The organism is Ktedonobacter sp. SOSP1-85 (genome assembly GCF_016587415.1).
GTDB lineage: Bacteria > Chloroflexota > Ktedonobacteria > Ktedonobacterales > Ktedonobacteraceae > Ktedonobacter.
The window spans coordinates 2,955,424-2,980,120 of the sequence record NZ_BNJI01000001.1 but is presented as its reverse complement, the minus strand read 5'-3'; the positions used below and the strand labels follow the sequence as shown (position 1 = coordinate 2,980,120).

Annotated in this window: 17 protein-coding genes; 12 read left to right on the top strand and 5 right to left on the bottom strand. The window is 52.8% G+C overall.

What is annotated here, in order from left to right; genetic code table 11:
* Positions 1-40 precede the first annotated feature (40 nt).
* Together KTE_RS12435 and KTE_RS12430 are read right to left on the bottom strand one after the other, a co-directional pair.
* The gene (locus tag KTE_RS12435) at positions 41-1,417 is read right to left on the bottom strand and encodes a CCA tRNA nucleotidyltransferase (RefSeq protein WP_201381386.1); all 1,377 of its coding nucleotides are present in this window, start codon (positions 1,415-1,417) and stop codon (positions 41-43) included.
* Positions 1,418-1,636: 219 nt separating this feature from the next.
* Positions 1,637-4,483, bottom strand: a complete 2,847-nt coding sequence (locus tag KTE_RS12430; protein WP_201381383.1) for a tetratricopeptide repeat protein — start codon at positions 4,481-4,483, stop codon at positions 1,637-1,639.
* Positions 4,484-4,831: 348 nt separating this feature from the next.
* On the opposite strand from KTE_RS12430, the gene KTE_RS12425 reads away from it, so the two are divergent.
* The 4 genes from KTE_RS12425 (at position 4,832) to KTE_RS12410 (ending at position 9,508) form a co-directional block, all read left to right on the top strand.
* Complete coding sequence (locus tag KTE_RS12425; protein ID WP_201370394.1) at positions 4,832-5,233, top strand: response regulator; 402 nt, start codon at positions 4,832-4,834, stop codon at positions 5,231-5,233.
* Positions 5,234-5,594: 361 nt separating this feature from the next.
* Entirely contained in the window at positions 5,595-6,293 is a 699-nt protein-coding gene (locus tag KTE_RS12420; protein ID WP_201381381.1) for a hypothetical protein, read from the top strand.
* A gap of 257 nt (positions 6,294-6,550) precedes the next feature.
* The gene (locus tag KTE_RS12415) at positions 6,551-7,489 is read left to right on the top strand and encodes a metallophosphoesterase (RefSeq protein ID WP_201381379.1); all 939 of its coding nucleotides are present in this window, start codon (positions 6,551-6,553) and stop codon (positions 7,487-7,489) included.
* Between the two features lie 318 nt (positions 7,490-7,807).
* Entirely contained in the window at positions 7,808-9,508 is a 1,701-nt protein-coding gene (locus tag KTE_RS12410; protein WP_201381378.1) for a glycosyltransferase family 39 protein, read from the top strand.
* A gap of 104 nt (positions 9,509-9,612) precedes the next feature.
* Here the strand turns inward: KTE_RS12410 and KTE_RS12405 are convergent, their stop codons facing one another.
* Positions 9,613-10,653, bottom strand: coding sequence for a glycosyltransferase family 2 protein (locus KTE_RS12405; RefSeq protein WP_201381377.1), 1,041 nt, complete (start codon positions 10,651-10,653; stop codon positions 9,613-9,615).
* Positions 10,654-11,969: 1,316 nt separating this feature from the next.
* On the bottom strand, positions 11,970-12,638 hold the full coding sequence (locus tag KTE_RS12400; protein ID WP_201381376.1) for a transaldolase family protein: 669 nt from the start codon (positions 12,636-12,638) through the stop codon (positions 11,970-11,972).
* 4 nt (positions 12,639-12,642) lie between these two features.
* Between KTE_RS12400 and KTE_RS12395 the strand changes: the two genes are divergently transcribed.
* The 8 genes from KTE_RS12395 (at position 12,643) to KTE_RS12360 (ending at position 23,095) form a co-directional block, all read left to right on the top strand.
* On the top strand, positions 12,643-13,671 hold the full coding sequence (locus KTE_RS12395) for a class I SAM-dependent methyltransferase (protein WP_201381375.1): 1,029 nt from the start codon (positions 12,643-12,645) through the stop codon (positions 13,669-13,671).
* 444 nt (positions 13,672-14,115) lie between these two features.
* The gene (locus KTE_RS12390) at positions 14,116-14,565 is read left to right on the top strand and encodes an alpha/beta fold hydrolase (protein WP_201381374.1); all 450 of its coding nucleotides are present in this window, start codon (positions 14,116-14,118) and stop codon (positions 14,563-14,565) included.
* Entirely contained in the window at positions 14,469-15,041 is a 573-nt protein-coding gene (locus tag KTE_RS12385) for an alpha/beta fold hydrolase (RefSeq protein WP_201381371.1), read from the top strand. The genes KTE_RS12390 and KTE_RS12385 overlap by 97 nt, the downstream gene beginning before the upstream one ends.
* 25 nt (positions 15,042-15,066) lie before the next feature.
* Complete coding sequence (locus KTE_RS12380; RefSeq protein WP_201381368.1) at positions 15,067-16,761, top strand: amidohydrolase; 1,695 nt, start codon at positions 15,067-15,069, stop codon at positions 16,759-16,761.
* A 188-nt stretch (positions 16,762-16,949) separates the two neighbouring features.
* Positions 16,950-17,696 carry a CHAP domain-containing protein gene (locus KTE_RS12375; RefSeq protein WP_201381366.1) on the top strand — a complete coding sequence of 249 codons (747 nt, stop codon included), beginning with the start codon at positions 16,950-16,952 and terminating at the stop codon, positions 17,694-17,696.
* Between the two features lie 591 nt (positions 17,697-18,287).
* Entirely contained in the window at positions 18,288-20,963 is a 2,676-nt protein-coding gene (locus KTE_RS12370; protein WP_201381365.1) for a GAF domain-containing sensor histidine kinase, read from the top strand.
* Position 20,964: 1 nt separating this feature from the next.
* Positions 20,965-21,342 carry a response regulator transcription factor gene (locus KTE_RS12365; RefSeq protein WP_201381364.1) on the top strand — a complete coding sequence of 126 codons (378 nt, stop codon included), beginning with the start codon at positions 20,965-20,967 and terminating at the stop codon, positions 21,340-21,342.
* 31 nt (positions 21,343-21,373) lie between these two features.
* The gene (locus tag KTE_RS12360; protein WP_201381363.1) at positions 21,374-23,095 is read left to right on the top strand and encodes a hypothetical protein; all 1,722 of its coding nucleotides are present in this window, start codon (positions 21,374-21,376) and stop codon (positions 23,093-23,095) included.
* Here the strand turns inward: KTE_RS12360 and KTE_RS12355 are convergent.
* A complete protein-coding gene (locus KTE_RS12355; RefSeq protein ID WP_201381362.1) occupies positions 23,064-24,569 on the bottom strand; it encodes an acyltransferase in 1,506 nt (501 codons plus the stop codon). The genes KTE_RS12360 and KTE_RS12355 overlap by 32 nt on opposite strands.
* Positions 24,570-24,697: the final 128 nt, after the last annotated feature.

Genomic DNA, 24,697 nt, shown 5'->3' with positions numbered 1-24,697 from the left:
CGTTCTCGCTTCCTGTTTTTCTTAGGAATTGCATAAGATGTTAAAGCTTTTCGCGCTCAACGAACTCTTTAGCCAGGCTGACTGCACGCTCCTTGTCATCAGAGGCCAGTGCGCCATCAATGACCAGACTCAGCAGGTACTCTTTTAATGGGCGGAGCCAGGGGCCGGGGCCGCGCTCAAAGAGCTGCATCAGCTCATTGCCATCCAGTGGGCTCTTGATGGGAACACGTTCGGCCTCCTCGCGCAAGCGCTGGCAGCGCTCGGTAAGCTCCGCGACACGTGCGGTTGCCCGAGCGACCTTGTCAACGCGATAGCTTGTAATATCGGCGCTCGAGAGATCGAGCAGTGTTGGCAGATCGTGATCGGCGTCGAGCATCAGACGGCGTACTGCGCCATCGGTCCAATCGATAGTATAGGCATTAGCGCGCATGTGCAGGCGCACCACGCGGGAGACCGAGTCAATAAACTCGCGGTCAAAGTGCAGGCGCTTGAGTATATCGCGGGTCATGTGCGCGCCGACATCCTCGTGGCCAAAGAAGTGAACCTTGTGATCTTCAACGCTCTTGGTGCGAGGCTTGGCGATGTCGTGCAGCAGGCCACACCAGCGATTCTTCAGCTTTGGCTGAGTGCGCTCGACGACACGCAGCACATGGGCGTATACATCCTTGGAGGAGGCCGCGCGCGGAGTAGGCTGCTGGCTGACGCCACGCAACTCCATGACCTCGGGCATGATATACTCCATCAGCCCGGCCTCTACCAGGAGGTCCAGTCCCTTAGCAGGATGCGCCGAGACCAGGAGCTTGTTCATCTCGTCACGGATGCGCTCACGACTGATCTTCTGCAATTTGTTGGCCTGGCGTTTGATTGACTGCCAGGTCGAAGACTCGATTTCGAAGTCCAGTTGCGCGGCGAAACGAATGGCGCGCAAGAGGCGTAGAGGATCTTCATCGAAGCGTTTATCCGGCTCGTTACCAACGGCGCGTATAATATGCTCCTCAAGGTCCTGGCGTCCTGCAAAGAGATCAATAATGGAGCCATTGAGGGGATCGCGTGCAAGAGCATTAATGGTGAAGTCACGCCGTTGCAGATCTTCTGCCAGATCGGTTCCAAAGCACACCTCTGGCTTACGCGACTCTGGATTATAGCGTTCGCTGCGAAAGGTCGTAATTTCGATAATGTTGTTGCTCTCGTAAATGAGGCGTACCGTCCCAAAGCGCTCGCCTACCAGGACGACTGCACTCGGCCGCGTGGGAGCCACCAGGCGTTTGATTTCTTCTGGAAGAGCATCAGTGGCCAGGTCGGCGTCGGCGGACTCGCCACGTTGAAGAAGCACGTCGCGTACCGTCCCACCTACCATATACAGTTGTTTGTGCTGTGCACGAAAATCTTGAGCCAGCCTGATAATAATATCTAGCATGCTAACATCTATGCTTTATTTCTTCTTAATGGAGCCTGCCCGATTCCCCGGCGAAGTGATCCGTGGCCAGGTCAAAGCAGTAAAACTCTACGATTTGAAAATAAGGAAGTCCAACCCGGTTTTGCAATGGGATTATTGTATCATGTTCGGATAGTGACTTAAAAGAGGTTTAGCGCATAGGTTTTTCTCTGGACCCATAGTGAAGACATATTTGGCACGTTAATATTCTGAGGCTTTCTCCTCCTGCGAGAGAGGCAAGCTGTCCAACCAGAGCCGTGCTTCCTTGCTTAAGCGATGATGCTGTTGAGCAAAGAAGGTCGCACTGATATTGCCCAACTGGTGAGCGGTCGCGTAATCTCCCTCGAGGGCCGCGGTATGTGCCAGGCCATAGCGTGCGCGTGCCATGACCTCCTCGCCGATGGCAGGCATTGTGAGCATCTCCTGGAAATAGACGCGTGCGCGTTGTGGTTGCTGGCGACAGTCCTCTAGCTTGCCATACTCATAGAGCAGGTTGCAGAGCTGGCGTGGACGATGAATGTCGCGCGCCAGGGCCAGGCCCTCTTCAAGATAGCCTTCGGCATCTGTGTAACGCATACAAGCTATCATAGTGGCGCTTAGACCTGTGAGCATATTAATGATCACGCGTTTATTATTCATCATGCGCGCGCGTACCAAGCCTTCCTGGTAGTATTTCTCGGCCTGGGTATAGTCGTGACGGTTACGCGCAAGCGTGCCTAGACTTTCCAGGCATTCGCAAATTGAGACGGAATGACCTATTTTGCTAGCTAGAGCCAGGCCTTCACGCAGAAATGGCTCCGCCTTCTCATATTCTCCACACTCATTGGCGACATAGCCCAGGTTGCCTAGGATATTGCAGAGGATCTCCTGGGCGTTGATCTGTTGGGCCAGCTCCTGAGCCTCCTGGAAATAGCGCTCAGCCTGGGGAAAGTCTCCCAGCTCACCCAGAACACAGCCAATATTGTTGAGGATATGACACATCTTCTCCCGGTGAGCGATCAGGCTGGCCTGATCGAGGCTCTCAAAGAGCAGGCCCAGGGCTTGTTCATAATCGCCCCGTTCATAGATTAGTGTTCCCAGACGATGAAGGACGTCCGCGAGATGCTCGCCATTGCCGAGGGAGTGTGCGATCTCCAGGCTCTCCCAGGCGTACTCCTCGGCCTGCTTATAATGATCCAGGCTACCGTGGGCATGGGCCAGCCCCAGGAGAATATAGGAGAGTTGTTCCTGGTCATTCGTGTGACGCGCGTGAAGCATCCCGTCTTCCAAATAGGCAATGGCTTCGCTGAAGAGGCCCCGCCGGTGCATAATCGTTCCCAGGTGTGTGAGGAGCCTGCTGATAGCGAGCTCATCTTGTTGCTGGTGCGCCAGTTGGAGGCCGCGCTGATAGTACGTCTCAGCCTGGAGATAATTGCCGCGTGTATGGGCGATGCGCCCCAGGTCGCGCAGAAAAACAGTGGCATCCGACAAACGTTGCAGCGAGAGCGCCAGTTCTAGCGCGGTCGAAAAATACTTTTCGGCCTCTGAATAGCGGCCACGCACGAAGAGATAGGGGCTGCTGGCCTTGATGCCGCGCAGAAAGGCATCGTGCATCTGACGGGTATGCGCCAGTTCCAGCGCGATATGGGTGTTGCGGCTCTCCTGGTCTAGCAGAGAATAGTCCTGGGTATGCTCCTCCAGGTAGGAGATAAAATACTGCACAAAGCGCATATAGACCTCGCTATCCTCAAGCAGGACGCGGGCGTAATCGGCGATAGTCTGATGCAGGGTATAGCGATTGGGGCCATTGCTCTCTAGCAGTCCGGCATCCGAAAGCGTATCGAGTACCTCCTGAGAGAGGGCCATGACTGCTAGCGCGGCTTCCTCGGAGAAGCTATTCGGTTTAGCCGGGAAGACAGAGAGAGCGCGTAAGCCGGTGCGTGCAGGTAGATCGAGCAGGGCGTCGCTGACCTCAATGATGGCCTGGAGCGAGACACGGCTCTCGGGCGTAAGGCTGGTGTGCCGATCAATGAGTGAGCGTGGCTCACTGATTTGCAGGCGTTCTCGCGCGTCGCGCAGGCGTGTGAGAGCCGCGTTGATACGGCGAGGCTGGCGACCATACGACTGAATGCGTAAGTATTTGCCAATCAGGGTCAGAGCAAGAGGGAGGCCGCCAACGGAGCGGACCAGCTCCAGCGCGCTCTCGGTCTCGTCCTGGACCACGTGTGGCGCGAGCCGGGCCAGCAGGGCCAGGCCATCATTTTCGGCCAGCTCGTGAACCGGGGTGGTGTTACCAGCGGCAAAATGGAGCGCGATATGGGGAAAGCGAGTGGTCAACAGAAACGCGCAGTTGGGTCCGCCAATCTGGCAGCTCAGGGCATCTTCGATCTGCCAGACATCATCGATAACAATCAATATATGGCGCTGCCCAATGGCGAAGCGGATGGCCTGTGCCCAGGACTCACAACTCTCCTTATTAGGGAGGGAGGCCTCATCGACATGCAGGAATGTACCCCAGCGGCTGAGATGTTCCAGGACCTCAGGATGAGGACCAAGCCCGGCCCAGAGAATGCCATCGCTAAAGGTTTGCTGTAGAGAGGGATCATGCGCCAGGGCGACGGCCAGGGAGGTTTTGCCCACACCAGGAAGGCCGTTGAGCGCGACAAACGCCGGACCACGCGTCGTGTCGCTCAGCTGGTCACGAATATGCTGCAAAAGATCATCACGCCCAATGAGTGAGCCATCAATGGCGGATAGAAGAGGGATGGTGGGATCGAGAATGGGATCTGGTGAGATAGGAAGGACGGGTGATAGTTCGCTATCAATGGCAGGCAGAGCCAGGCTCTCTTCCACAGGCAAGGTCGTGGGCGTCTCCTGAACCAGTCCTAGTTCCTCAGCATTTTTACCAAAGAGTTCACAGAGACGTTCGCGGAAAAATGGATAAGGGAAAGAAAGCCCTCGTTCCCAGCGACTGACCGTCGCGGGATCGGTGCCAAGTTCTTGCGCTACCCTGGATTGTGACCAGCCACGTAGCTCGCGCTCGCGCCGTAAGCGCTGATTTGGTTTCATGCCTGTCACCCCTAAGATCTTATTCCGAAACCCAACGTCACTGGCGTGACTAGCGCTTCCCCCATTCGGGGACAAGCGCGCTCAGAGTTTTTAGATAAGAAGTATGTCAAAACGCAGGCCCCATGGGTGCAAATACTCTGCTTATTGGGATTTATAAAATAATGCAGGCAACGTGCGAGAGTTTGTAAATCAAGCACATCCTTATAAGGAACGTCGCAAAGTTGTTATGTAGTTGTCTAGTAGTTGTCATTGTACCAGATAATACTGTATATGCATAATTAGGTAGGGGAGACATAGGTAAAAAGGTTTACGTACAAATGGGGTAAAGAGAGTAAAAGGAAGTCAAACATGAGTAAACTCGTGATGATCATTGATGACTCTCCTACGGTACGGAAGATCGTCGAGATAAGTTTGCGCCGCGAAGGTTTTCGTGTCGCAGCATTCAATGATGGCGTCGAGGCATTGCAGGCAGTGACGAATCGTGAATTGGAGCGCATTCCAGATCTGGTTATCCTGGACATTGATTTGCCCAAGATGAATGGCTATGAAATTGCACGGTATTTAAGATCGAAGTCTGCTTGGAGCAATACGCCGATTATTATGCTGTCGCGGCATAATGGCGTTGTAGACCGCTTGAAGGCGCGCCTGGCTGGTGTTCAGACGTACCTATCGAAGCCATTTACGACCCAGACGATTCGCGAAGCCGTCAACGCAAGCTTAAAATTAACCCGAGAGGCGCAAGCTGTGTAAAAGCGCCCAGGCGCTTATTGTTTTAAGCTTACTACTTATCCGAAAACCCTGAGCGCGAAGCGCTAGACACGCCAGTGGCGTTGGGTTTCGGAATAAGATCTTAGTAGTTTATTAAGCTATCACACAGCTACGGCGAAGAGACTATTTTCTAACCCAACCCGCCTCGCATCACCGGGCAAGCCGAGGAAACTCTCCTCGGCTTGCCTCTATATGTTTGTATGGAATCTTTCTTGCTTCAGGCTCCCATAGCCATTTTTTGCTATAAAGGCCCTTCTGGATTGATATTGCTTGACTAGAACCTATCTTCTGGTATACTTAGGAAAATATGTTCTAGAACTCTGCTAGAAAGGAGGAAGGGTCATTGGATACTATGCAGACAAGAAGGGAGCCACGTCCGCTGATGTATGATCCAGCAGAAGAAGATGACGCTATCTACGAAACCCGGTCGAGGACAAGTACACGGAGGTATCGCTCAAACCCGCCGACACGTGAGCGCAATACGCGCGACGATGTCATGATTGATCGCAAGGCTGTTCCCCAGCGCAGGCGCTCGGGTCAGACACGAGAGATGCCTATGGTTGAGGTTCCCGTCCGTGAGTCACGCGACCTGAAGCGTGAGCGTCCAAAGGCAAAAAAGGGCAATCCCGCCCTTTTGATTATGGTTATTGGCATGGCCTGTACCGTGTTATTGATTCTCGGGATGAGCACGCTGGCTTCCTGGTGGCATGTTTACCAGGATGATCTGCACTATGGTCGCCCGCGAACATCTCAGTTTGACGCCGTGGTTGGCCACAATGATAGCGCGCAAAATAAAACTCATTTCGTCATTATCAATCTAAATCGTCGCATCCAGATTATCGAGATTCCTGGTGGCGATCCCTCAAAGTCACGTATGTTTACTGGCCCCTCGCTCGTGGGCGCTGGTCAGGATCTCACACCTGCCTGGGGTGAGGCCGACAAAGACGTGAACGGCGATGGAAAACCCGACTTAATCGTGCATGTGCTTGATCAGCAATTCATTTTTCTCAATGATGGATCTACTTTTCACCAACAGCACTGATTAATTTCTTCTTTTTATAACCTGACACCCCCTTTGGGATGCCAGGTTTTTTCAGGGGCTGGCAGGGTGTGTTATTGTGCAAAAATAAAGTTTACTATGAATTATGTTATTGACTTATGTGCCTGTGCTTTAATAGAGTATATGACGTGACCGGGCCATTAGCCCGGTCACGTCATATACTCTATACTCTATTACCCCGCCTTAATATGTATAGTTTACAATAGTATAGAGTTAGAAATGCATACAGAGAGGTGAATATGAGTGAAGGAACGCATGAGGCGGCCCTCTATTTCTGGGCGATTGGAGATATGCACTACAGGGCCATGCCGGCCTGGCACGAGGTGCACGAGCAGCGTTTGCAGTTAATGTTTGTTGATCTGCGCGCGCTCTGGCAGGAGGAGGAGGAGCCTGCCTTCTGTGCCGCCCCGGGTGACCTGGTGGAGACCTGCGCGCCCGCTAACTATGAGCTTGCCCGGACCTGCCTTACTCGGGAGCTGGGCGATATCCCTTTCTATCCGGGTGTGGGCAATCATGAATTTCATGGCCCGGATGGCGAAGATCCGGCCACTATGCTAGAGACTTTTCACCACTTCTGGCAGCGTCCCCCGCGCTATAGCTGGCAGGTGGGAGGCGTCACCTGCATTATGCTCGACTACCCAGATCCACATATGCTTCAGGACCCGGCCTATGTCTATGTCTCACGTGAGACGCTGGCGTTCCTGGACGAGACCTTGATGGCTTCTCGCGGGAAGCCAGCCGCTATCTTCTTTCATGCTCCGCTGCGCAACACCGTCCTGGACCGCGACCCACATGTCGGTCGTGACTATAACTCCATGCAGAACTTCTTCTCGCCCGAGAACTCGCAGGCCGTGCGTGATATCCTGGCGCGCCACGACCGGACCTGCCTCTTTCTCAGCGGGCATACCCATACTGGCTGGGAGGCTCCGGGTCTCGTCAAGAGCGAGCAGCTGGGGCAGAACACGGTGACCTTTGTCAACCTCATGTCGCCCTGGTATACAGGGAATCAAGGCGCGATTCGTATTGATAAGGAACTGCAAACCGTGACCTACGTTCCCGACGAGCCGGATATCGTGGTGAGTTTTGCCTTTCAGATAAGAGGGGAAGAGGCGCTGATCCGTGCGCGTGAGCACCGCTCTCGGCGCTGGCTCAAAGAGTGGCGCGTGGGCATGTTTTAAATGTTTAGTGGTGAATTCATCAATTAGTGTGATTATTGAGGGATATTTTCCATTTATATGGCCTGATCGGGTTGCTTATTGACAGCAAAAACTTACCTAAAGTATATTTGCTTCAATATAATAGGAAATTTTGTATGCAAGGCCAGATTGTGCCATTGTTCGTTCCTGCCTGCTATTGAGCTCAAATATACCTCATGTGCAAGTTATTTTTTATGCTTCCTATGAGGATGATTGAGTATAGGTTGGCGCAACATACGGCTGCGCCAACCTATACTCAATCATCCTATTTATCTTATAGTACAGAATTGGAGAAGGCTTGTGCTATCGAATCAAGATGTATTAGCAGAACAAAATACGAATCCTCTTGTGCTTCCTCCAAGTACACCTATTCTGGATTCATTCTTTCACATACTGAAGACATCCTGGCAACGAATTGCCTTCTGGTTCATTATGGCGCTGGCCGTTTTTTTACGGTTTTATCAATTTCCAAATACCCCGGCTGGCATGTGGGTTGATGAGGCGACTGAAGGCTATGATGCTTATGCCCTCTTGCAACATGGAACTGACCGCTGGGGGAATCCCTTCCCGGTGTATTTTCCTGGTTGGGGTTCGGGACAAAATGTATTGCAAGCATATCTGAGCATTCCATTTATTAAACTGTTTGGCTTGAGTATTTTTTCGATCCGCCTTGTGCCTGCCATTCTGGGCGTCTTCGCTGTCTATTTACTTTATTCCACAGTGAAGAAGATTTACAATACTAATACCGCGCTTTTGGCCTCCTTCTTGCTTGCGAGTCTCCCCTGGTATGTTATGGCGACGCGCTGGAGCATGGAGTCTAATATCCTTCCCTTTTTCTTTTTATTTGGCGTATGGGCGCTAACCTATAGCTATGATTCTCCTCGTTGCCGTCTCTGGATGCCATTCTCGCTTATCCCTCTGGCACTCGCTTTTTATGCATATGGGACCTCTATTGTGCCCATTCCTATTTTTCTGTTTCTGTTTCTGCTTCTTAACTACAAGACCATTCTCAAAGAGAAGGTTAGCTTTATCCTCAGTATCCTCATTTTCCTGCTGGTCTCGGCGCCATTTTTGCTTTATGTGGTAGAGAACGATGTATTACATAGAGCCCTGCCATTTCTGGCTCATCTTCCAATCACTATTCCCTACCTTCCCGCGAACCGGCTAGACCAGGTGAATGAAGGGCTCTCGCATTCAGCAATCCTTGTGGAGAATTTACGCTTTGCCGTCAGTGGTTTCCATGATAATTGGCTTTTCCAGAGTGTTCCATGGGTATCCCCTCTTGGCTGGTTAATGCCTCCTTTTGTAGTACTCGGTGTCTATTTTAGCCTGAAGCGCCAACCCTTGTCGCGCAACGTCTTTGTTTTCTGGTTGATTGCTACTCTTCCCACATTTGTGCTCTTCCTACTGAATGTAGTTCGTTCAAATGTGATCTTTATTCCGCTCATTATGCTAGCTGCTTATGGAATTGTCGCGCTGATCGAATCTATACAGCCCCTGAGTAGCCAGAAAATCATTGCGCTTCTGCTGATTGGCTCACTCATATTTCCCAGCATCGTCTTTTACCAGTACTACTTTAGGAACTATAATAAAGAAAACGCAAGTTTGTTCTCTGTTGGATATGATGATTCATTGAAGCATGCCCTTTCTGAGGCTTCTCCCAATGAATCAATCTATATTCATTTCAGTAATAACTGGGCGAGCTACGCAGATACCCTGTTTTATCTGCAGCTAGATGCAAAGGACTTCTATACGCACGCTGATATTAAGTTGATAAAGGGGGTCTACTGGGTGTCTCACTATGGGCGTTTTTATTTTAGTCCTCCAGATCCCTCTCCGGAGCTCGAGGCATCGACATCGTACGTTGCTATCTTGAGAACCGGCTATACTGTTAGCTGTCAGCATTATGATGTGCTCTACAGAACTGATCGTGGCCCAAATGATCAATGGACGGTGCTACGCTGTTTCCCCAAGCATACGCTTAAGAGTGCGGCCAAATAGCGTAGGGTCCATGCCAGCATGGACCCTACAATGCATTAATTGAATCATTCAGGAAGAATTAGTAGAATGCAGCAGGTAAAAATGCTCTTCTAAATATGAGAATCTTACCTCGTTTGCCTGGATGGGAAGGTCCTGGAATGCTGCTTGTTTTTCCGCAATTCCTCTTGCTCTTTTTCGCCGATGCCGAGGAGGTGATGCACAATATATAATGGTCGTGCACGAACCTCATCATAGATACGTCCCAGGTATTCTCCAATGATGCCGAGAAAAATGAGCTGTATGCCTCCCATAAAGAGTACTATAATCAGGGTCGAAGCCTGCCCTACAATTGCATCCGTGAAGAGACGTAGCGCAATCGCAATAATAATGCCTATCAGGCTTAAGAAAGCCAGGATCATGCCGAAGGTAGTCGCGATTTGCAAAGGTAGGTGACTGAAGCTGGTAATGGCATCCATTGAGAAGCGGAGCATTTTCTGGAATGGATATTTGGTTGTTCCGGCGAAGCGCTCATGGCGGTCATAAAGAACGGCCTCCTGGCGAAAACCAACCCAGGCTGAGAGGCCGCGCATAAAGCGATGATGCTCACGCATGGAGATCAGGGCATCCACAACGTGACGATCCAGCAGGCGAAAATCACCTACATTGCGCGGAATCTCGACAGAGGTGATGCGGCTAATGAGGCGGTAAAAAAGCGAGGCGGTGATAAGCTTGAATTTTGTCTCGCCATCGCGTTTGGCGCGTTGAGCATATACGACCTCGGCTCCCGCCTTCCAACGTTCAATCAGCTGTAGAATGACTTCGGGTGGATCTTGTAGATCGGAGTCAATAATAACCACAGCCTGCCCCTGAGCGTAGTCGAGTCCCGCTGAGATCGCAACCTGGTGCCCAAAGTTGCGCGAGAAATCAACTACGCGCACGCGAGTGTCTTGCCGATGAAGTGACTGCAAAATCTGGTAAGAGTTATCGCGACTACCATCATTGATCAAAACTAGCTCGAATGGTTCCTGTAACTGTTCCATAACAGCTACAACCCGAGCGTAAAAGTGGGGAATGGTCTCTTCCTCGTTAAAGACCGGAGCAACAATTGAATACGTTGGTTGGGTGGTAGGTGGTGTAGTTGAACTTTCTTCTTGTTGGACAACCATTGTACGTTTTTCTCCTCGTACCTTTAGGCCTTTTTCTTTCTTAGCAAGTAGCCTTTCAGGCATAAGTTTACCATGATATTTCTAGCTATGATAGTAGTGGGAGTTTTTTACTGTTGGGGCTGGGCACACCTGTTTCTTAAAACAAGAAGAAGCCTGTGGAGTGTTCTCCACAGGCTTCTCACCACCACCTCTCATCACCACCCGTTCCGGTTTCTATCAAGAAGAATGTGCATGCCTGGCTCTTCCACTTCCCACATCCCCCAATATCCATCTATTTGGCTCAAGATAGATTACAGCATACCCATTCGCACCCCTGGTGCCGGTACCTTTGCAACCCCTCATCAATCCCCACCCCCAGGTACCTGAGCAAAACACCCTTACCACGTAAGCACCACTACTTCTTATCCACAAACCAATGCCATTACTGTGGCGAGCGCTCCGCGCTTAGGTTTCCGGATAGGTTGTAGACAAGAAGACTACCACGAGACCAATTATCCCTCTCTTACCACTTACAGAGTTCGACTATGTCCTATGACCGACCACCTGCATCGCACTATATCGCCTACCCTGACGCCTGACATCTTCCGCAACCACATGGTCTCCCACTTCCAGGCTCCCCACTGCATCATCAAAAGTGCATATAATGCGACCCACCACCTTAAGCAACGCCTATCACATCTACATATCCCCACGCTCCACCTTGGCGCTGTCTCCCCGGCCGTTCTCCGATTATCCCACCTATTGGTCAGATATTTTACCTGATGCGACGCTAAAGCCCCAACGTTGATGTCTGGGGAGGAAGCGCCGCCTACGCAGCAGATTTCCCCTTGCAGGGGAGTCGTTTTTTGTCGGAACGACTCCAAACCCCTCTCCTCAGCTTGCGCTTTGGAGGTAAGGTTGGCCTCGACAAAGATATCGGTCGGTACTATCTCTTGAGCACTGCTTTAACCCCGCTATCGCTGGTTAACTCAAGAGTTCTAGAGCAGCGAGCTGGCCTCGCACCCGCAGGTAGGAACGTAAACGCTTACCGATATCGTAGCCCGATAGCCTTGATGATTCTATCCATCAAGTTTGCCCTGGCTGAGTCTGCTCAGGATAGTGAATGTGCCTACCTCCCCAAAAGGGAGGAACAGAGACACATCTTAGCGAAAGCTAGGAGAAAAGCCCCTTGCTTTCGCTATGGGGTTCCTGACCAGGGTTTTCCTCTTTTCCGTCACGCCAATACTATAACATGAAGTGATGACGAAGCAATGAATTGATAAACGTGTATGATGAATAGTATTTCATAGTATTGGCAAAAGCAACGAAAAGAATAATTACAGTTTTTTCATCTTCTGCCAATCCTGGGAGAAACGCTCGACGGCGGCCTCGGACTCCGGGTCTGTGACCATCTCCAATAATACCTCGGGTGCCACGGTCAGGTCGTGCGCACCGGCCAGGAGCGCGGATGCAGCCTCTAACGGTGTTTTGATGCTGGCCGCGAGGATGCGTGAGGGGAGAGCGGACTGCGTAAGAAGTTGCGCCATGCAATGGATACGCTGGCTGGCGTCAACCCCGGCACGCGTTAAACGATTATAGTAGGGGATGATATAATCTGCGGGAACCATGGCGGCACTGTAGGTCTGGGCCAGCGAGGTGACGGCGGTAAAGGCGATGCGCCGTCCCTGCTGCTTAAGCTGCCGGGCAACACGCATTCCGCTCTGTGTCAGCGGAATCTTCGGAACGACGCGCTCGGGGGCGGCGTTGATATACGTAAGCGCCTCACGTAGCATCTCTTCAGCCACGCTTGCTCCTGGCTGGATAAAAATAGTCTCGCTGGATAGCTGGCGCAGAAGTTCTTCCAGGAGAGCCTGGGGGGTCAGGGTTTGACCGCGTTGGCGTGCGGTGAGCATCAACGTTGGGTTAGTCGTCACTCCCGCTATGGGGACGACTCGCGCAACGGCTATAATATCATCGAGAAAAGCACTATCAATGTAAAGGGCCATAGCTATGAAACTCCAATCTTCTTTACTTGATGCAACCGTTCGCCTCGCGGGGCATGAGCCTGTACTTGTCCTTAATTCCGCGCTCGATCCCTATGTACGCCGCCTGGTAGAGGGGCGCCAAACACAGCAGACCCAGGATGTGCGCTTGGTTCTCGCTGAAGATTCGATTGCCAATGCTGAGGCCAGCATGCATATCGCTCCTGAGCGCGTGCAGCATGTGGCTTTTCATGATTATATCTTATCCCACGATGCGGGTGAGGTAGAGGTTGCGCTGATGAATCTTCTCTACCTGCCATCTAACGCCTGGATGATATATGGCTTGCGCGTCGCGGCCCACGCGCTACGCAAAGGCGGCAGGCTCTACGTGGCTGGCGCGAAGGAGCGAGGAATTCTGACCATTGGCAAGCATATGCAGGCGATCTTTGGCAACTGTGAGACCCTGGAAATTAGCAAGGGGCAACGCGTGCTCTGTTCGGTGAAGGAGGATGATCCACTCACCAGTGAGAAGGCTTCTGAGGTGTTGAAGGTCTTCGCAGAGAATCAACTAGATGAGGGGACGCGCCTGCTGCTGGATGCGCTAGAGGTGAAGCCCACAGACCGGGCTCTTGACCTGGGGTGTGGCGCGGGTTTTATCGGCCTGCATATCGCGCGTCTTGCAACTAGGGGCTGGGTCACAATGGTGGACGTTAGCCTGGCGGCTGTGGCGACCTCTCGGCAACAGGCTGCTGAGCAGGGCTTGACCAATGTCCGTATCCTGCCCAGTGATGGGGCGCGCGCGGTCTATACAGAGCAGTTCGATCTCGTGGCAACGAATCCCCCTTTTCATCAGGGGGGCCTGCAAACAACCGAGATTGCCGAGCGCTTTATCCGCGAGTCCGCGCATATTTTGCGTCCCACGGGACGCCTCTACTTGGTTGCCAATCGCTTTTTGAAATATGAGCCTGTGCTACGCGCACATTTTCACGCCTTCGAGGAGGTTGGCGGCAATACCAAATTCAAGGTGCTGCATGCGCATGGCTTACGCACGCGCTAAGCGAGTGCTACCAGGGCTGTGAAGATGCCTCGCAAAGACGAACGCGCGTATACTAAAAATATTCTTTTCGATGAGGTACAATACAATAACATATTGTGTAGGGTCCATGCTTGCATGGACTTGCAGAGGTAGACCATGTTTCAGTCAGCGGGAGGAGTCCATGCAAGCATGGACCCTACGATGTGGCAGATACATCAGTAATGTGCAGGTGTGGGTAGTGTGGTTCTGGCTTGCCGAAGGCAAGCCAGAACCACACTACCCACACCAAAAGAAGCGCCGCAGGCGCTGAGAAGTGGTGGGGCCAGGGTCCAAGAGGAGTGTGGGTGGAAGGTGAGATAAGCTTAACACTGGAGTTGAGCGCGGAAAGTCTGTTGATGGTGAGCGTCTTTGTGCAGTTCGGCTTTGGAGCTTGCTGCTCATTACCTTTAGAGAATGAGGATAGAGATGATCAAGCCGCGCAGTTCTTTTGTTGACACCGATATTATTCGCCTACACTACCTGGAATGGGATCCGGCACAACTGAACACGGCTCAGGAGCAGAGCCAGGAATGGGATAACGATAATATTCCCCTGATACTGCTGCATGGGTTGGGCGCGACTGCCGATACCTGGCACCTGGTAGCGGGACGACTCTACAAGCACTCTCCGGTCATCGCCTTTGACCTGCGGGGCCATGGCTTAAGCGAGCAGCCGGAGACGGGTTATGACCTGGTGAATATCGCCGAGGATGTGGTACATGGTATGGCGGCCCTGGGTCTGGGGCAGGTCGCCCTGGTCGGGCATGGCTGGGGGGACGTGTGGCCCTGGCCCTGGCCGCGCGCCATCCCGCGCTTATCAGCCATCTTGTGCTCGTCGATTGCCCGCATGTCGAGCCACGCTATTGGCCTGGAATGACGCGGGAGCGCTTTTTACGCGGGCGAGGTGACCAGGAACGCTCGCTCTCCTGGAACGATTTTGTGCGCGAGATGCGTGAGGAGATGGACGATTTCTGGACGCCAGACATTGAGGCCATTGTGCATACCTATGTACGCGAGAATTCGGATGGTAGTGTTGAAGAGCGCCTGGGACTTGAGCAGCAGCGGCAAATTCGCGCCTCGCTCTGGGATGATCGCGCCCTGGACTACTATGGCAAGCTGACTTGTCCGGTCCTGTTGATACCCGCGGCGGCCCAGCCTCGGCAGGGTGAGGATCCGCCCGAGCGCCTGGAAAGTGCGAACGAATTCGCCGCCGCCAAGGGCTATATGGCCTCTCAGGTGGCACGCGTCATCTCGCGCTGTTCGGTGCTCTGGATGCCGCACACCGCGCACGATATTCAACTGCATCGGCCAGATATTCTCTCACAGGCGATCATCGACTTTATGGCTGAGTAGTGTATTTTTCGCAAGAGGAAGTGCGATGAACACGGCGGATGCCATGCTCATCGCACTTCCTCTTGCGAAAAATACACTGGTAGAAAAGGTAGGTCTGGTTATGGCGAGAGTTATTTATCTCAATGGAAACATATATACGATGGATGCGGCGCAACCGCGCGCGCAGGCTATGGCGATTGACCTGGCCAGTGGGCGCATTCTCGCTGTGGGCAGCGATGACGAGGTACGTCGTCTGGCTGGTATGCAGAGCGAAATGGTTGACCTGCGCGGCAAGACCGTTTTGCCTGGCTTTATCGATGCGCATATTCACCTCATGAGCGCCGCCTATCGTGCGCATCATATCGATGCGGAAATGTGTACCAGCGAAGACGAGGTCGCCGAACTCGTGTGCCAGCGCGCGCAACAGACCCCACCTGGACGCTGGATTCAGGGCGGGCGCTGGGATAAAAATACCTGGACGGGCAACAGCGCGGGCCGCTTCCCCACAAAGGCTTCGCTTGACGCGGTAGCCCCCCATCATCCTGTCGTGCTCTGGAGCAAGGATGGACACCTGCTCTGGGTCAACTCTCTGGCCCTCCAGCGCGCAGGCATTACCGCCGAGACACCAGAGCCTGAGACTGGCGCCATCTTGCGTGACGGATCGGGCGAGCCAACGGGTATCTTGCAGGAGGAGGGTGCCACGGAACTGGTGTATCGCGTAGTCGAGCACTCGGACCCCGAACTGGATCGCCTGCTGATAGAGCGCGCCTTGAGCCAGGCCCAGCGCTATGGTATCACCACCGTGCATAATATCGAAGGCGAGAATACCTTGCAGCTCTTCCAGCAGTTGCGTAGCGAGAATAAACTTGGTGTGCGTGTGCAGATGATTCTTCCACGCCAGATGTTGCCGCAACTGCGCGAGTATGGCATCAGCATGGAGAAGAATGACCTGGTAGGAGTCAGCGGCATCAAGATTTTCGCTGATGGAACGCTGGGTTCGCAGACCGCAGCCATGCTAGAAGGCTTTGAAGGCAATCCCAACAATCGAGGCATCCTCTCAATTCCCGAGCAAGAGATGCAGAATGTCGTGCGTGACGCTACGGCTATGGGCTTGACAGTCGCTATTCATGCTATTGGCGACCGGGCGGCGCGTGTCGCGCTCAACTCGATTGAATATGCTCAGCAGTGGGCGCAGCGCGAGGGTCTCTCGCCCCAGGCATCGGCGCTCCGCTATCGCCTTGAGCATGTGCAGTTGATCGCGCCCGAGGACCTGGAGCGGATGAAACGCCTGGGCGTGGTCGCCTCCATTCAACCCTATCACGCCGTCGCCGACCGGGACCTGGCGGTACGCTATTGGGGCAAGCGTCACAAGCGCGCCTATGCCTATCGTACTATGCGTGCCATGGGAATTCCCATTGCCCTGGGCTCTGACGCGCCTGTCGAGACATATGATCCGCTGAGTATTCTCTACGCGGCGACTGTTAGAAGCGATCCCTTTAGTCAGCGACCATCCTGGTTGCCGGACCAAGCGCTTGACATACGAGATGCGCTCTGGGCCTATACCTTAGGCGCAGCCTATGCTGCAGGTGAGGAGCAAGTGAAAGGATCGTTGACAAGAGGCAAGTTGGGAGATGCCATTGTCCTGCGCGACGATATCCTCGCAGTACCGCAACAAAAAATGCCTGAGAACGGCGTCGCAGCCACGATCTTAGGAGGTCATATCGTGTACGGGCGCATCTAGAGCGGGGTTAAGGCGTTTTGGTTTGTATAGTCCTTTTGGCCTATGCTTCACAGTGTTTCAAGCTGTACCAGAATATGCATATGCTAATATACACATCAATGAACAGCACATTGACTGTAAGCACCAATACGGTGCTCGCGGGTGACGGGCCCGCGCATTAGCAATGTAGTATATGGAGGCAAACGCACATGCAGAAGTATTACCAAAAGGCTTGGCAATACTGTAAACAGCACCAGACAACAAGTATCCTTGCAGGACATGTTGTTATCCTGACCGTACTTACGATAGCGCTGCTTACGACGGGCTTCATCGGCTCTATGTCTAGCGCGTTCGCTGCTTCCTACTGTGGAAGCAATGACCAGACATACATTGTCAAATCGGGAGACACTCTCACTCAGATTGCGAGTCAGTATGGTACTAACTTTAGCAAACTTGCTGACTACAACAAATTGACAAATCCAAATGTAATTTATGTGAACCAGCATATTTGTGTTCCCAAAAACGGGTCCACAACCACGACCTCGGATAATGGCTCAACCACAACGGTTCAGACCAGCACCACAGGTTACACAGCTCCTTTGAGTAAGGGAACTGGCAACTATTTTGCCTATCCTCAGTGCACATGGTGGGCGACTGAGCGCTATCATCAGCTTCATGGTATTTATGTGCCCTGGACCACCAACGCGAATGCCTACCAGTGGGTTGACCGCGCTCATCAGTTCGGCTGGCGCGTCTCCTACACCCCTGTAAAGGGTGCGGTTGTTGTCATGCAGCCTTATGTGCAGGGTGCGGGTAGCCTGGGCCACGTGGCCATCGTTGAGAGCATCAACGCCAATGGTACCATCACCGCCAGCAACATGAACTGGGGTGCCAACCCTTATTCAGTGGCCTACACCACCCTCACTCCTGGCGCGGGCATCGCCTTCGTCTACTAAATTAAATAGTTCTTGTAGAGACAGAGAAGCGGTAAGCTGAAAGCTTGCCGCTTCTCTGTCTCTACAAGAACTTGACCGGATAGGCTGATGAGCATGTGAGAAAGCTCGCCTTCTTTTCGCACAATGCCTGCCTGAAGAGGGAGAACGGGGTCAAGGTGCTCTGCCCTTTGCGGGAAGTGAGAGATCTCCCAAGCCGCTATTCGGTGAAAGAGGGAACGGGGTCAAGGTGCTCTGCCCCTTGCGGGAAGTGAGAGATCTCCCAAGCCGCTATTCGGTGAAAGAGGGACGGGGTCAAGGGGCGCTGCCCCTTGCGGGGTTTGGGGTGTCCCCAATGCCTTTTTTTACCCCCTTTGCCGCCGCAGGCGGCAGAAAAAACTGCATATCGGATTCGTTAGATCAAGTATAGGATAATAGATAGAGGGGAGGGATATAGGTGTGATGATACGCTAATACTAATGGCGTTGAATCCACTAAGGTGGTATGATATGCTACGCAAAGACGGATAGTAGCGTTTATTTTGGTAGTATAGTCGCCATTTCCACACGAAAGACTAAACAGCTAGCGGTTTAGAGAGGAACCGAGGGGAAAGTAATGACTTCAGCCTCGACCTGGGGAAACTCCGAATTTCATAGTGAAACAACCTTTTCTGCATCCCTCATACGAAAACTGTTGCAGCAGATGATGGTGCAGTTTAATGCGCATGGAGCTTGCATCGCCCTGTTTGACGAGAGCGAGAACCAGATGTGCATTACATGTCATATACGCGTGCGCAACGTTGCATCCCTGGCTTCGGGCCAGCTACTGGAGCCTGGTGTGGCCAATATGCGCGTTCCCAGACGGCGTGTGACGCTCCAGCTTCAGCGTGATGAATCCGAGGAGCCGCATCGGGGTGAGGAGTTTGATCTTCCCGAGGTAGAAGATGTTACGCCTCAACAGAGCGAGCTTTTTGCCGTAGGCGAGTGTTATACACGAGGGCAGGATGCCATTGGACGGGTGTGGCAGCGCAATGAAGCCTTCCTCATGACTCATGATGAGTACCTCTCGATCTTTCATCGCAGCTATGGTCATACTCCCCAGGTAGATGTAACGCCCAGCGCCTACCTTGTCGTGCCCGTACAGGAAGTGAACACTATTGAGCTTCCTGAGAGCCAGAATCCACAGCCGCAGACGCTGGGTATCATCGTGCTCTACCAGCTAGAACACACTGGCGGCGCAGTCTTTCAGGCACGCCAGCGCCATGAAGCGTTGCAATACGCTGAACGTGTAGCGTTGTATCTCCAGAATGATCGTTTGCAGCGCGCGCAGAGGCGGACTGGTGAGTACTTGCAGCGCTTGCAGGATATCAGTACCGCTTTCCCCACGAATGTTAAGCTTTATGATCTTATTGAAGATATTTATCGCTTTGCCTCGCAGATGGTAGATGTCTCGTCGCTCCAGTTGACTCTCTATGATCGCGATACCGTCTGCCTCTATGATGTCTTTGCCATTGAGAATGGACAGCGGTGCGAAGAACTGCTGACAAATCCTACGGTCTCGACCAAAGAGGCGCGCCCCATATGGTGGGATGTCGCCCAGGTACAGAAGGAGAGCCTGCAATTCTCGCCCGCGCAAGAGCCAGCCCTGGTTGAGCGCTATGGCGAGCTCTTGCGGGGAGCCTGGGGCGATCAGAGCCAGGCCGAATCTTTCGTCTTTCTCCCGATGAAGATGTTTAATCGCGTTACGGGTTCTTTAAGTCTGGCGAGTCCCCGGACGAGCGCCTATCCTTCGCAGGAAGTTCAGGTCCTGGAGACCATGATCCAGATTGTGACCGTGAGCATCGAGAATGCCAAGCTCTATGAGCGGGATCGGCATCTCTTGCGCGATGCCAAGCAGCGCGAGGCACAGCTGGCCGCCATTAATAGTACCTTGCAGACCATTACCTCGGTGCTGGATATCAACGAACTCTTGAATGGCTTTGTGGAGAAGGTCGCGAGCCTGGTCGATGTCGAGTTATGCGTCTTCTTCCAGCTCTCACCCACGCATGAAGAGCTGGTCGCCGAGGCTATGTATGGCCGCCCGAGTGTCAGCCTGCTTGACGATGGAAGTGGGCGGCCCGCCATTGAGCCGCCGCACAATAAGGAAGAGCATGAGGCCCTGACACGTATGATCCGCCTCCCCTTCCGGGAGACCTTTCTGGAGCCGCAGATACGCGATGAGGCTTTTTTCTATCTCAACTCAGAGCGTATTGAAGAACTGGCCCAGCATAGTAACGAAGGGGGCATCTTTTTCCTGCACGCCATCCCGGCGCAACAGCTCCTGATGATCCCCATGTTCTACCAGGAGGACTTTATCGGCTTACTCTCAGTCTCGTTGCCCAAAGAGGGGCGAACCTTTAAGCCGAAGGATGTTGGAATGTTGCTGGCGATCTGTGCTCAGGCCGCGAGTGCCATTCGCAATGCCCAGTTGTTCTCTGAGCGCGAAGAGGCCTATGCCGAGCTACAGCGCATGGATAAGCTGAAGGACGAATTTCTGGTCACCGCCTCGCATGAGTTACGTACCCCGATGAGCGCTATCATTGGGTATTCCAGCCTGCTCAAGCGTCAGAGTTCACGCATTGGCCCTTCGGATATTCTGCGCTTCGCGACTAAGATCAGTACCGCCGCGCAGCAATTGCACGATCTGGTTGAGAATATGACCGAGGCGGCGAAGATGGGCGCGGTCGATAAGAAGCTCGAGCTGAAACCCGAGGTGGTACAGGTGCGCTCCGTGGCTGAGATGGCGGCGAGCACGCTGCTCTTGAGCATTGAACAACGCATTAAGCTCCCTATTGATGAGCGTCTGTGGGTTAGGGCCGATGCGGTCCATCTGCGCCAAGTAGTCCAAAATCTCCTAGATAATGCGTCAAAGTACTCGCCAGCGAAGAGTGAGATTGTCGTAACAGCAGAAGAAGATATTCTCTCACATGTCGCGGAGAAGCTTCCCGAGGGTTCAATTGACCATATGACCATTGTCGAGCAGGGGAACGCTCCCGTCATCGTCATCCAGGTGCGTGACCAGGGAGAAGGCATCTTGCCAGAAGATCAGCAGCGCATTTTTGATAAATTTGTGCGTGCGCCACGCTCGTTGACAACCCCGGTGCGCGGTTCGGGCTTAGGCTTGTATATCTCCCGGCGCTATGTTGAGGCCATGGGGGGCAAGCTCTGGTTGGAGAGTAGTGGGCTCAATGAAGGTTCTGTTTTCGCTTTTTATCTACTACAGGTAGAGCCGCCAGCCGAAGCAGGAGAATAACATGCAGGTGCAGAAGAAGCCGCAGGAGATCCTGATTGTAGACGACGACCCTATTATTCGCGATATGATGGTGGATATTCTCAGTTTTGAAGGCTATCCTATTGTGATTGCACGCAATGGGCGTGAGGCCCTGGAGAAGATGCTTCAGGGACATGCTTATCTCGTATTTCTTGATATGCTCATGCCCATTATGGATGGACGTGAGGTATGCCTGGAACTGGCGCGCCAGCCAGATATACGTATGCGCCACGCCATCGTCTTAATGTCTGCCCTGGACAATCTCTTAGATACCATTCCCTTGCAAGTGGACGCGACGATGCCCAAACCCTTCTCCGTTGATGATGTTTTGCGCATCGTTGAGCCATTTATGCGCACATAGCAGATACATAAAGGTTTAAGGTGTTATTTGTATGAAGTTGCTAAAAAATAGAAAAATCGGCACTCACGAATTATTGTTTGTGGGATTGCTGGTGCTAGCATTTGTGATCCGCCTGGGTTTAATCAGTCAGGGATGGCCGGCGACAAATAGCGATGAAGGTACGGTTGGTTTGATGGGCTTGCACATCGCGTTTAACGGTGAGCATCCCACCTTTTATTATGGTCAGTATTACATGGGACCACACCAGGCCTATGTTGCCGCCCTACTCTTTCGCCTCTTTGGCCCCTCGCTTTTTATGCTGCGTTTCGGCCTGCTGCTGATCTTTGCTCTCTTTCTGATAAGTATCTACTTGCTGACGCGCCTCGTCTATAGCAAGGGCTGGGCGCTGTTCTGCCTGTTTCTCCTGGGAACTGGCTCGTCATTTGTAATGGCACGGGAATTATCGGCTATCGGTGGCTATACAGAGACGCTGCTCTTTGGCTCACTCCTCTTCTTGCTGGCGAGTTGGCTCGTTATTTCTTATCGTCCATATCAACGCTTGCGTGAGTGTCGTTGGCGTATTGTCGTCTACCTGGCCTGGGGACTAATCGCGGGCACGAGCCTCTGGGATGATATGCTTAGTGCTCCCTTCGTCTTGATGACGGGCTTGCTCCTCATGGTCTTCTGCTGGCGTGAACTGCTGCAATTGGTTACGCCCCTGGCTGCGCTCATTGGTTTGCTGGTAGGGACATTCCCCATGCTCTACTACAACCTGCACGCTGCCCCTGGCGAGGACTCGCTCTCTGTGCTCAATGACTTGCGTAACAGCGGTGGAATGACGACGCATCTAAAAATCCTGGCGCTCAAACATGCTATCGATATCAGCGTCCCTATGATGACGGGTGAGCCTTTCTGCCAGGCCAATGAACTGGCCTTGCTGGGACCAACCACCTCGTATTCGCAAAGCTGTAACCTGATTCGTGAAACCTGGGGCTATAGCTATATGCTGCTCCTGGGGATTGCGATTCTCCTGGCGCTCTGGGGCCTGTGGGGAGCCTGGAGAGAATGGCGTGGTAATCGCCAGGTCGAGCTAGAAGCGGCTACGCTGGAATCTACACACTGGCTGCGCCGCCAGGCCATTCACCTGACATTGCTCATCAGCGCGGTCCTTACTTTTTATCTCTATGCCTTTAGTTATGCCCCCGTTGGTTGGCCAGGTATTCATGCCCGCTATCTGATCGGTTTTCTGGTGGCGACTCCCGCCATCTTCTGGCCTCTCTGGCAGGGTTTTATCTCTGTTCAGGCACGGTTACGTATGCTGGTGCAGGTCCGGCGCGTTGTCTGTGGCGCTCTGCTGGCACTGGTTGGCGCCCTACTAGTTGTGGGGTCCGTGAAGGCCTATACGGAGGTGCCAAGGATTAGCGCGAATAATGCTCGCGACATGGCCCTCATCGATACGCTGTTGAGTCATCATGTTACCCACTTCTATAGTGACTACTGGACATGCAACAAAATTATGCTTTTGAGCAATGAGCGTGTCATCTGCTCAGTGGTGAATGGGCAACTCCAGGATAGCCATAATCGTTATCATCACTATTATGACATAGTAAGTGCGGATCGCAAGGCGGCCTATGTCTTCCCCATTTATAGTGATTATGTAGTGAAAAGCGACAATCAATATACTCTCCCCATCGTCGATGAGTATGCGCCAAGGAGAGGTTTTACCTATCAAATTCTCGTCGCTAATGGATATGTGCTGGACCTGGCTCACTAAGCCCAGGCGAATGGGTGTCTTCGACTGTAACTGTGGATGACATAGTAGCAGGTGGTTCCTCTTGATGAGGAGCCGCCTGCTTTTTTGTGGCCTTTGTCAGGCGAGCGCCAAACTGAATAAAGGGGCGCTCAACGGCGACGAAGAGCAGGAAGACCAGGGGGATAATAAAGATGGCGAACCAGCCCCAGTAGACGGAGTAACGCAACAAGGCGGGCCACTCGGGATGCCGAGCCACAAAGCTGGTGGGAAGGCGTACCAGATTCAAGTGCCACATATAGAGGCCATATGAAAGCAGGCCAAGCCAGCGGAGCGGCGTCCACTCAAAGGGACGTTTTAGCCAGCTTCGACCAAAGAGAATCGCCAGAATGAGCAGGCCATAGCCAATGCCATACCCCAGTTCAGCATAGGTCGCGTAATTCGCTGGTGTGAACACAGATTGCGTGAAGAATGGAAATGCCTGGGGCGTTGATTGCGCAAATTTCCAGGCAAACATTGCTAACTGCCATAGGAGCGCGAACACGAAAAGCACAGGGCTCAAGCGACCCAGCCAGCTCGCTAATGTGATGGGATATTGGGATTCGCCCTTGCCAGACTTGCTCTGAGTATAGATATAGAGCGTACTGACTAGCATACCCATGGCGAAATCTTCCATGAACTTGCCATGGAGCCCAGCAACGGGTGCGCCAAAACCAAAGAAGAGAAAGAGATTAATCAACCAGCTCGTGAGGCGCGTGGTGGCGAGCTGTGGATTGGCAACCAGGTAGATGCCCAGCCAGCGTGAAAAGACGCCCCAGGCAGCCAGTACAAGCAGACTACCTATGATCCACCCCAGGCGGATACGGGGATTGCTTGAGCGCTGTGAGCAGCGCTCTACCAGAAAGGCAATCCCTAGCGCGATGAAGGGCAAGGCCAGGTAGAATTGCCATTCCACCGCCAATGTCCAGAAGGGACCATTGATCTGCTTATAAGCATCGGCCGAGGAGTCAATAAAGAGAAACAGAAAAGATAGCAGGCCCTGCCAATGATGGATGCTAAGATAATTCGGGCGAAAGAGCAGGATCATCAAGAGCAGCGAGACATAGTAAGCGGGCAGGATACGGAAGATACGCCGCAGGTAGAAGCGCTTCCATGAGGGGCGGGGTTTGCGCCAGAGAATAGCACTTGCGAAGGGCATAAAGAGCAGAAAACCTGAGAGGACAAAGAAGAGATTGACCCCTGTATCGCCCGCGAAAGCCACCGCCGAAAAGAGGGGATTGAATTGCGAAGCTGTCCATAAAGGCACATCTCGCGTCGTAATCAATGAGAGATGGAAGGCCACGACAATCAAACAGGCAATGGCGCGTACCCCGTCCAGCGCGGCAATGGTATTCTGCTTATGGTCGGCCTGTTTCCCCTCTAGAAGATAACTAATATACGGAAAAATACGTTTCCAGAATGGTATCGTACGTGATTCTAACTCTTTCTGTGCCTGCATCGAAAATCCTCTACGATTGTTGTACTTCTGACTCTGGTCGCTCTATGTACAAACGGACAAAGAATAGCAAACGCAACTACCATAGGACCAGGTGTGAAAGGAAGTGCAGTGGCGAGCTAGCAAAGCCA